This window comes from Stenotrophomonas sp. SbOxS2, assembly GCF_013416715.1.
GTDB classification, from domain to species: Bacteria; Pseudomonadota; Gammaproteobacteria; order Xanthomonadales; family Xanthomonadaceae; genus Stenotrophomonas; species Stenotrophomonas lactitubi.
Map to the genome: position 1 here is coordinate 272,102 of NZ_JAAVXD010000008.1, position 6,911 is coordinate 279,012.

General features: G+C 67.5%; 8 protein-coding genes. 4 read left to right on the top strand and 4 right to left on the bottom strand.

The genetic code is table 11. The features are described from left to right. Window positions 1-2: 2 nt before the first annotated feature. The 3 genes from HFK18_RS20275 to HFK18_RS20285 all read right to left on the bottom strand — a co-directional run bounded on the left by HFK18_RS20275 (window position 3) and on the right by HFK18_RS20285 (window position 4,498). Window positions 3-2,411, bottom strand: a complete 2,409-nt coding sequence (locus HFK18_RS20275; RefSeq protein WP_180167623.1) for a DNA internalization-related competence protein ComEC/Rec2 — start codon at window positions 2,409-2,411, stop codon at window positions 3-5. Between the two features lie 70 nt (window positions 2,412-2,481). Beyond that, the gene (locus HFK18_RS20280; protein WP_089240065.1) at window positions 2,482-3,825 is read right to left on the bottom strand and encodes a HAMP domain-containing sensor histidine kinase; all 1,344 of its coding nucleotides are present in this window, start codon (window positions 3,823-3,825) and stop codon (window positions 2,482-2,484) included. 1 nt (window position 3,826) lies between these two features. Next, on the bottom strand, window positions 3,827-4,498 hold the full coding sequence (locus HFK18_RS20285; RefSeq protein WP_025875225.1) for a response regulator transcription factor: 672 nt from the start codon (window positions 4,496-4,498) through the stop codon (window positions 3,827-3,829). Between the two features lie 143 nt (window positions 4,499-4,641). On the opposite strand from HFK18_RS20285, the gene HFK18_RS20290 reads away from it, so the two are divergent. Beyond that, window positions 4,642-5,409: a MipA/OmpV family protein gene (locus HFK18_RS20290; RefSeq protein ID WP_180167624.1), complete on the top strand. Its 768-nt coding sequence runs from the start codon at window positions 4,642-4,644 to the stop codon at window positions 5,407-5,409. Between the two features lie 40 nt (window positions 5,410-5,449). Further along, window positions 5,450-5,737, top strand: a complete 288-nt coding sequence (locus HFK18_RS20295; RefSeq protein WP_089240061.1) for a hypothetical protein — start codon at window positions 5,450-5,452, stop codon at window positions 5,735-5,737. Between the two features lie 8 nt (window positions 5,738-5,745). Here HFK18_RS20295 and HFK18_RS20300 read toward each other — a convergent pair whose 3' ends face one another. After that, window positions 5,746-5,886, bottom strand: coding sequence for a hypothetical protein (locus tag HFK18_RS20300; protein WP_165780968.1), 141 nt, complete (start codon window positions 5,884-5,886; stop codon window positions 5,746-5,748). 107 nt (window positions 5,887-5,993) lie between these two features. On the opposite strand from HFK18_RS20300, the gene HFK18_RS20305 reads away from it, so the two are divergent. After that, complete coding sequence (locus tag HFK18_RS20305) at window positions 5,994-6,563, top strand: TlpA disulfide reductase family protein (protein WP_180167625.1); 570 nt, start codon at window positions 5,994-5,996, stop codon at window positions 6,561-6,563. A gap of 11 nt (window positions 6,564-6,574) precedes the next feature. Then, on the top strand, window positions 6,575-6,769 hold the full coding sequence (locus HFK18_RS20310; RefSeq protein ID WP_025875233.1) for a hypothetical protein: 195 nt from the start codon (window positions 6,575-6,577) through the stop codon (window positions 6,767-6,769). Window positions 6,770-6,911 lie beyond the last annotated feature (142 nt).

A 6,911-nucleotide genomic window follows, 5' to 3' on the forward strand; every position in this document is an offset into this window, starting at 1 on the left:
TTTCAACCCTCCGGCCCAACGGCCGCTTGTTCGATCGGCGATAGGATAGCAGCCGACCGTGCCCGCCCAGCGGCATCCCACCACCGGGCTGCGTGGATACGCTGTTCACGCAGCTGCAGGCCTTGTGCACCAAGCCATACGCGGATCGCGCCGGACTCGGCGGTGGACAGCACTTCGGCGCCGGCCGCCTGCCAGCGCTGCACCACGTCACGCTTCGGGTGGCCAAAACGGTTCTGATGCCCGGCCGAGACCAGCGCCAGCTGCGGCGCCACCGCCTCCACCCAGCCCCCAGTGGAGCTGCCTCCACTGCCGTGATGGGGCACCAGCACCACGTCCGCACGCAGCGCATCGGCAGCGCCCTGCAGCAGGGCCTGCTCGCCCTGCCGGCCGATGTCGCCGGGCAGCAGCACCACCCCGTGTGTGCCGGCAACCCGCAGCACGCAACTGGCCTCGTTGTCGGCGCCCTTGCCGGCGGCCGGGAAGGCGGCAGGCGGGTGCAGCACCTGGAAATCGACCCCGTCCCATTGCCAGCGCAGTCCCTGTTGGCAGGTACCGGCACTGGCAATCGCACTGCCCCGTGGCGCCAGTACCTGCAGACCCGGCAGTTGCCGGCGCAGCGCTGCAAGGTTGCCGCTGTGGTCCAGGTGGTCGTGACTGATCATCACCCGGGCCGGCGGTACCTGTCCCAACGCACGCAACGTCGGCAGCAGCATCCGCTCCTCGCCTTCGCTGCCTGCGGGCGGCCCGACGTCGTACCAGAGTGCGTGGTGGGCGGTCCGCAGCAGCACCGCCGTGCCTTGGCCGACATCGTGCACCACCAGTTCCATCTCCCCTTGCTGCGGCGCCGAGCGTGCCGGCCACAGCAACGGCAGGCACAGAAATGACCCGGCAAGCACCGCACCCGCCCCGCGTGGCAACAGCCACCAGAACACCCCCAGCAGCGCCGCCGGCAACGCCCAGGCGGGCCCCTGCGCCAGCCACCACATCGCCTGCGGGTGCTCGGCCAACGGCTGCATCAGCTGCCAACTGGCATCGAATACCCAGGCTGCCGCGCGCCAAGGCCACTGCCCTGCTCCGCTGCGCAGGGCCTCCAGAGCGGTTCCCAGCAGAGCCAAAGGTACTACCAGCAGGCTCCACAGCGGAATGACCGGCAGGTTCACCAGCGGCCCCAGCCGTGCGGTGCCACCAAACAGCGCCACTGCCAGCGGCAGCAGAGCGACGCTGGCCACCCCCTGTCCTGCCAGAGCGCCGCGGAGCATTGCGGCGAACCCCTTCGGTCGCCCCTGCGGCAGGCACCACAACAACCACAGGACGCCGCCGAAACTGAGCCAGAAGCCCGCAGACAGCACCGACAGTGGGGCCGGCAACAGCATCGCCAGCGCGGCCAGCGCCAGGCCCTGTGCCACCGTCACCGGACGGCGGACGACGCGCGCCAAGGCCACCACCGCGATCATCAACGCGGTGCGTACGGTCGGCAGCTCGCTGCCCGCAACAACGGCATAGCCGACTGCTGCAACCGCTGCCGCCCAGGCCGCCGCCTGCGGTCGTGGCCAGAACCTGGCAAGCCCCGGCCAGGATCGCCAGAGAACAGAACACAGCAACGCGGCGAAGCCCGCGACAAGACCGACATGGAAGCCGGAAATGGCGATCAGGTGGGTCAGGCCCAACGCGCGCAGCTGCGCCCAGTCGATATCGGACAGGCCACGCGTATCGCCCAGCGCCAGAGCCTGGATGAACCGCGCCGAGGGATGTGCGATCTGCCTGGCGATGGCCGCACTGGTGCGCTCGCGCCAGGCGGGCAGACCATGTGCAGGACGCAGCTGCCGCGTAGTGTGGGCATCACGCACGTTGCCACTCGCTGCCAGCCCACGCAGCAGCGCATGCCGTTCGCCATCGAAGCCACCCGGGTTGATGCGTGAACGTGGTGGTCGCACGCGTAGTGACAACTGCCAGTCCGCCCCAGCGTGCAGGCGATGTCTCTGATCAGTCCCGGCGTCGGCCGGCCCGCCCCGGGGCGCGTGCCAGAGCACCTGCAGCCGCTTGCCACGCAGCGTCGGTATCGCATCGGACGCATCGACCCGGAACTCGAACCGGGTGTATCCAGGCGCTTGCTTCGGCAGGTCGACAACCTGACCCCGGACAAGCACATCCTGCGCAGCAGCACCGGCCGGCAGCTGCGCCTGCAGTGCCCAATACCCATGGCAGCACGTCCAGGCCAGGCCGAACAGCAGCGCAGCCGCCGCGCGTCCTCGCCAGCGCAACACCCAGCCCAACGCAGCCACGGCGGCGGCCGGAGCAGAAGCCCATAGCGGTGGCAACGCCGGCAACAGCACGCAGGCCAGCGCGCCAATGACCAGAGCGGCAGCGCATGCGGGGCCCAGCAAGGGCGACGAGATCCGGTCGACAACCATCGCCACAGCGTGCCGAGGAGCAGCCTCACGCAACCATCAGGCAACGCCGTGTGCTTCTGTCAGCGCCCCACTAGCGCCGCACGCTGCCGCGGTGGAAGTTGACCCTGAAACTGGCGCCGCCCCCGACAGCCTCGCCCACGCTCACCGTGCCGCCGTGGTGCTGCACGATTTCCTTGACCAGATGCAGGCCGAGGCCGCTGCCACTGCCGGCGGCGCGCAGGCGGTGGAACGGCTCGAAGATCGCCTCGCGGTCACCGACCGGCACACCGGCGCCCTGATCGCTGACTTCCAGCAGGCCCTGCCGGTCCAGACGCACGCAGATGGTGCCGCGCCCGCCGCCGTGGACGATGGCGTTGTGCACCAGGTTGGCGATCACCCTGCCCAGGGCCAGGCCATCACCATGGATCCATACCGGCGTTTCCGGCGCATCCACTTCGAAGCCATAGCCGGCGCCAACGACCAGCGGCGCGAGGTCGGCGGCCGCTTCGCGCACGACATGCGCCAGGTCCAGCCGCTGCAACGCGGCGATGTTCCTGTCCAGGCGCTGCAGATCGAGCAGGTGCTCGGCGACGTTGCCGAGACGGGCGACATCGGTCAGCAACTGCGATTTCAGCTCCCCCTGCGGCAACTGCGACAAGCGCGCCTGTACCACCGCAATCGGTACCCGCAGTTCATGCGCGGCATCGGCCAGGAATTTATCGCGTGCTGCATAGCCCTGCTGCACCTTGTCGATGGCATCGTTGAACGCTTCGACCAGAGGCGCCACCTCGGTCGACACCAGCTGCGCGTCCAGGCGCGCGCCGGGCTGGCCGATATCCAGTTCCTTGGCCTGCTGCGCGGACCGGCGCACGCCACGCATGGCGCGATGGATCACCGTCGGCATCACCAGCAGCGTAACCACGATCAACGGCAGGAAGAACCACAGGCCGATCAACCGCAGCACCATCAACGCGCCATCCAGCAGGCCGCCCTTCGGCGCCCCGCCCACCATCACCGTGATGCGGCGTCCGTCTTCATTGCGGATCATCACCCGGGCCACGTCCAGGTACGGCGGTACCAGCGACCCCAGCTCGGTGGCGCCCAGTGTCGGCAGGCGGGCCAGCAGCGGCGCGTGGATGGCAGGCAGCGTGCCGCGCTGCAGCCATGCGCCGCGATCGTCGACTGCCGCGAACCACAGGTTGCCACCGGCACGCGCGTCGAGCTTCTGCCAGCGTGCTTCATCCAGCACCAGCCGGCCGCCTTCGCTGTGCACGGCGTTGGCCGCACTCTCGGCCATGAACATGTCCATGCCCCAGGTGTCCTTGTCACCCCAGGTCAGGATCAGCGCGACAACGGCGAACAACACCGTGAAGGCCTGCGCCAGGAACAACCGCCATGCCAGACCCAGGGTGATCGAACGGATCGGTCGCGCCATCTCAGGCCTCCGCCAGCAGGTAGCCGACGCCGCGGATCACGTGGATCTCCACGCCCGCCCCGGCCTGCTGCAGCGCCTTGCGCAGCTTGGAGATATGCGCGTCGAGCGCATTGGACTGGATCTCATCATCGAACCCGTACACCGCCGCTTCCAGCGCACTACGGGTGACCGTGCGACCCTGACGCATCGCCAGCGCCTGCAGCACCAGCACCTGCCGCCGCGGCAATGCGACCGGCTGTCCATCCACCTGTGCCTGCAGCGATTCGAAATCAAACTCCAGCCGGCCCAGCCGCAACCGGGGGGTCACCATCGCCGACGGTCGACGCGATACGGCGCGGATCCGCGCCATCAGCTCTTCGATCGCTACCGGCTTGACCAGGTAGTCATCGGCGCCGACATCCAGCCCCTCCACCTTGTCCGACAGCCCGCCCTTGGCGGTGAGCATGATCACCGCCAGGTTCGGCCGCAGCGCACGGGCGGTCGCCACGAAGCCCACGCCATCACCGTCCGGCAGCTGCCGGTCAAGCAGCATCAGCTGGTGCACCGGCTCACGCAGGGCGAGCGCCGCCTCGGCCAGGCTGCCAACCACGTCGGCGACCACACCCTGGCGCTCAAGCCCGGACTGCAGGGCTCGCGAGAGATCGGGGTCATCTTCGACCAGGAGAATGCGCATCGGGGGCTCGGCAACCGGAAACGGTGCCGATCATAGTGCCTTCGGCGTGCAAGTGGCGCCGATGCAGCAGATTGCGCCTGCGCAATGTTCCGACAATGTTGTGCGCGCAGCATGCACCGCCATCCCCGCAAAGTAGTACGTTGATGACCTCGCTGCCCCCCGCCCTGCTGCGCCCCCTGCTGTGCACCGTCGCTCTCTCCACGCCGCTGCTGGCAAACGCGCAGGAACAGGCCCCGGGCGTACAGGCCGGCATCACCTTCGGCGCGACCACCGGCGCCTATGCGCACTATGACGACAAGCCGCTGGTGCTGCCGGCGCTGTCCTGGCAGGGCAAGCGCTTCTTCGCCAGCCCCGGCTCGCTCGGCATGAACCTCTACAAGGCCGATGGCCTGCGCCTGTCGGCCGTGGCTACGCCCTACACGTTGCGTTTCAAGACCGACGACGTGAACGATCCGCAGCTGCGCCGCCTGCACAGCCGGCAGATGTCGGCGATGGTCGGCATCAATGCCGACTACAGTGCGGACTGGGGTGCGGTGGCGGCCAGCGTGAAGCGCGAAGTGAGCGGGCATGGCGGCGGTGTTGAATCAAGCCTGCACTACAGCTATCCGATCCAGGCCGGTCGCTTCACCTGGGTGCCGCGTGTGGGCGTGGTGCATTCCAGCGCACGCCTGCTCGACTACTACTACGGCATCAGCGACGAGGAGGCCCTGCGCTCCGGGCTGTCAGCCTACAAACCCGGCAGTGCCACCTCGCCGAGCCTGCAGATCGCGGTCAGCACGCCACTGGGCACGAAATGGCGTGCGACCGGCGTGGTCGCCAACCAGTGGTTCGGTGATGCCGTCGAGGACAGCCCGATGGCACGACGCAGCAGCCAGACATCCGCTTTCATCTCGCTGATGCGCGCGTTCTGACCGAACCCGCATCCATTCCACCAACAAGCAAGGATCCAGCATGGCCGCTGTCACCCCCACCGCCGATGCCAACGCGATCCTGCGCGCGCCGGATCTGGACAGCGCCGAGCGCGCCTACCTGGGCCTGCTGCCGGACATGGATCATGTGGACGCACTGACCCGACGTGCACTTGGCCTGTCGCGCGCTGCCGATGCCGCGCGCGGCTACGCCCTGTCGATGACCCTGGTTGGCCTGCGCCTGCAGGAACTGGAGATGGGTGAGCCGTGTGCGGCCCAATATCGGCAGGCAACGCTGCGCAGCCTGCGGCAGGCCTTCACCGCTGCCTGAGCACTGCGTCAGCGGAAGGTTGTCCAGGCCAGGACCGCAGACAAAAGTGCGACCCACACCACCGCTTTGAAGGTGCCTTCCAGCATGTTGCCGCCGAACAGCAGATCGATGATCGGGTTCGGCCGTGAAACGGGAGCATGGTCACTCATGGTGGCGTCCTGTGGTTTGGGAACTGCGTCACCGATGATACAAAAGCTTGACAATCCTGTTGCTGATTCCGGTATGGTCGATGCAACGCGGCGTTCAAGGATGATCGATGCTCAAGCGTGCACTGTTTCCCGTAGTCGCTCTGCTGCTGGCCGCACTGGTCATCATGCTCTCCTGGCAGAACCGCCAGTTGCGGCAGGTCAACGAACAGATTGCGGCGCAGCTGCAGCAGACCCAGCTGGATGCACATGGTCCTGCAATCGGCACCCGGCCTGAGCTGTTGACGCTGCGGACGACGCAGCAGACCCATGTCGATATCGGTGGCGCCCGCGCCGTTCCGCAGATCCTCTACTTCTTCTCTACTGCCTGCCGCTACTGCCTGGCCTCGGTGCCACAGCTGCAGCAGATCGCGGCTGCGCGTGGCAGCGCCGAACTGATCGGTGTCGGCTTGCCACCCTACGATCAGCTTGCCGCGTACGCCGGCAAACACGCGCTGGCGTTTCCGATCGCTGTCGACGATCAGGGCGAGGTCTCCAAGCGCTACCGCGCCACACTGACACCGATGCTGATGGTGCTCGCCGCGGATGGCAGCGTCGTCTACAAGCATGTCGGCCAGCTCGACACAGAGACGGTACAGGCCGTCGCCAAGGCAATGAATCCGGGAAGCCACACCAACTGAAGGAGATACACATGATCGGGAAGAAAACGCTGTTCTCGTCCGTCGCCGGTATCGTCATCGTTGCTGCAATGTCATTCGGTGCCGCACAGGCCTTCGCCACACCGGTGAAGACCGGCTTTGCGCCAGGCTGCGTGGATACCCCCGGGTGCATGTTCGGCGGCAATGGCCGCGCCGGCGGCACGCGCATCTGCTGCGTCGCCAACTGATTCCGCTTCGACACCGCCCCGCAAGCGGTGACCTCATGTTCCATCGCCATTCCAAGGAGATACACATGATCGGAAAGAAGAAACTGTTCTCGTCCATTGCCGGCATCGTCGTGGTTGCCGCCATGTCATTCGGTGCCGCTCA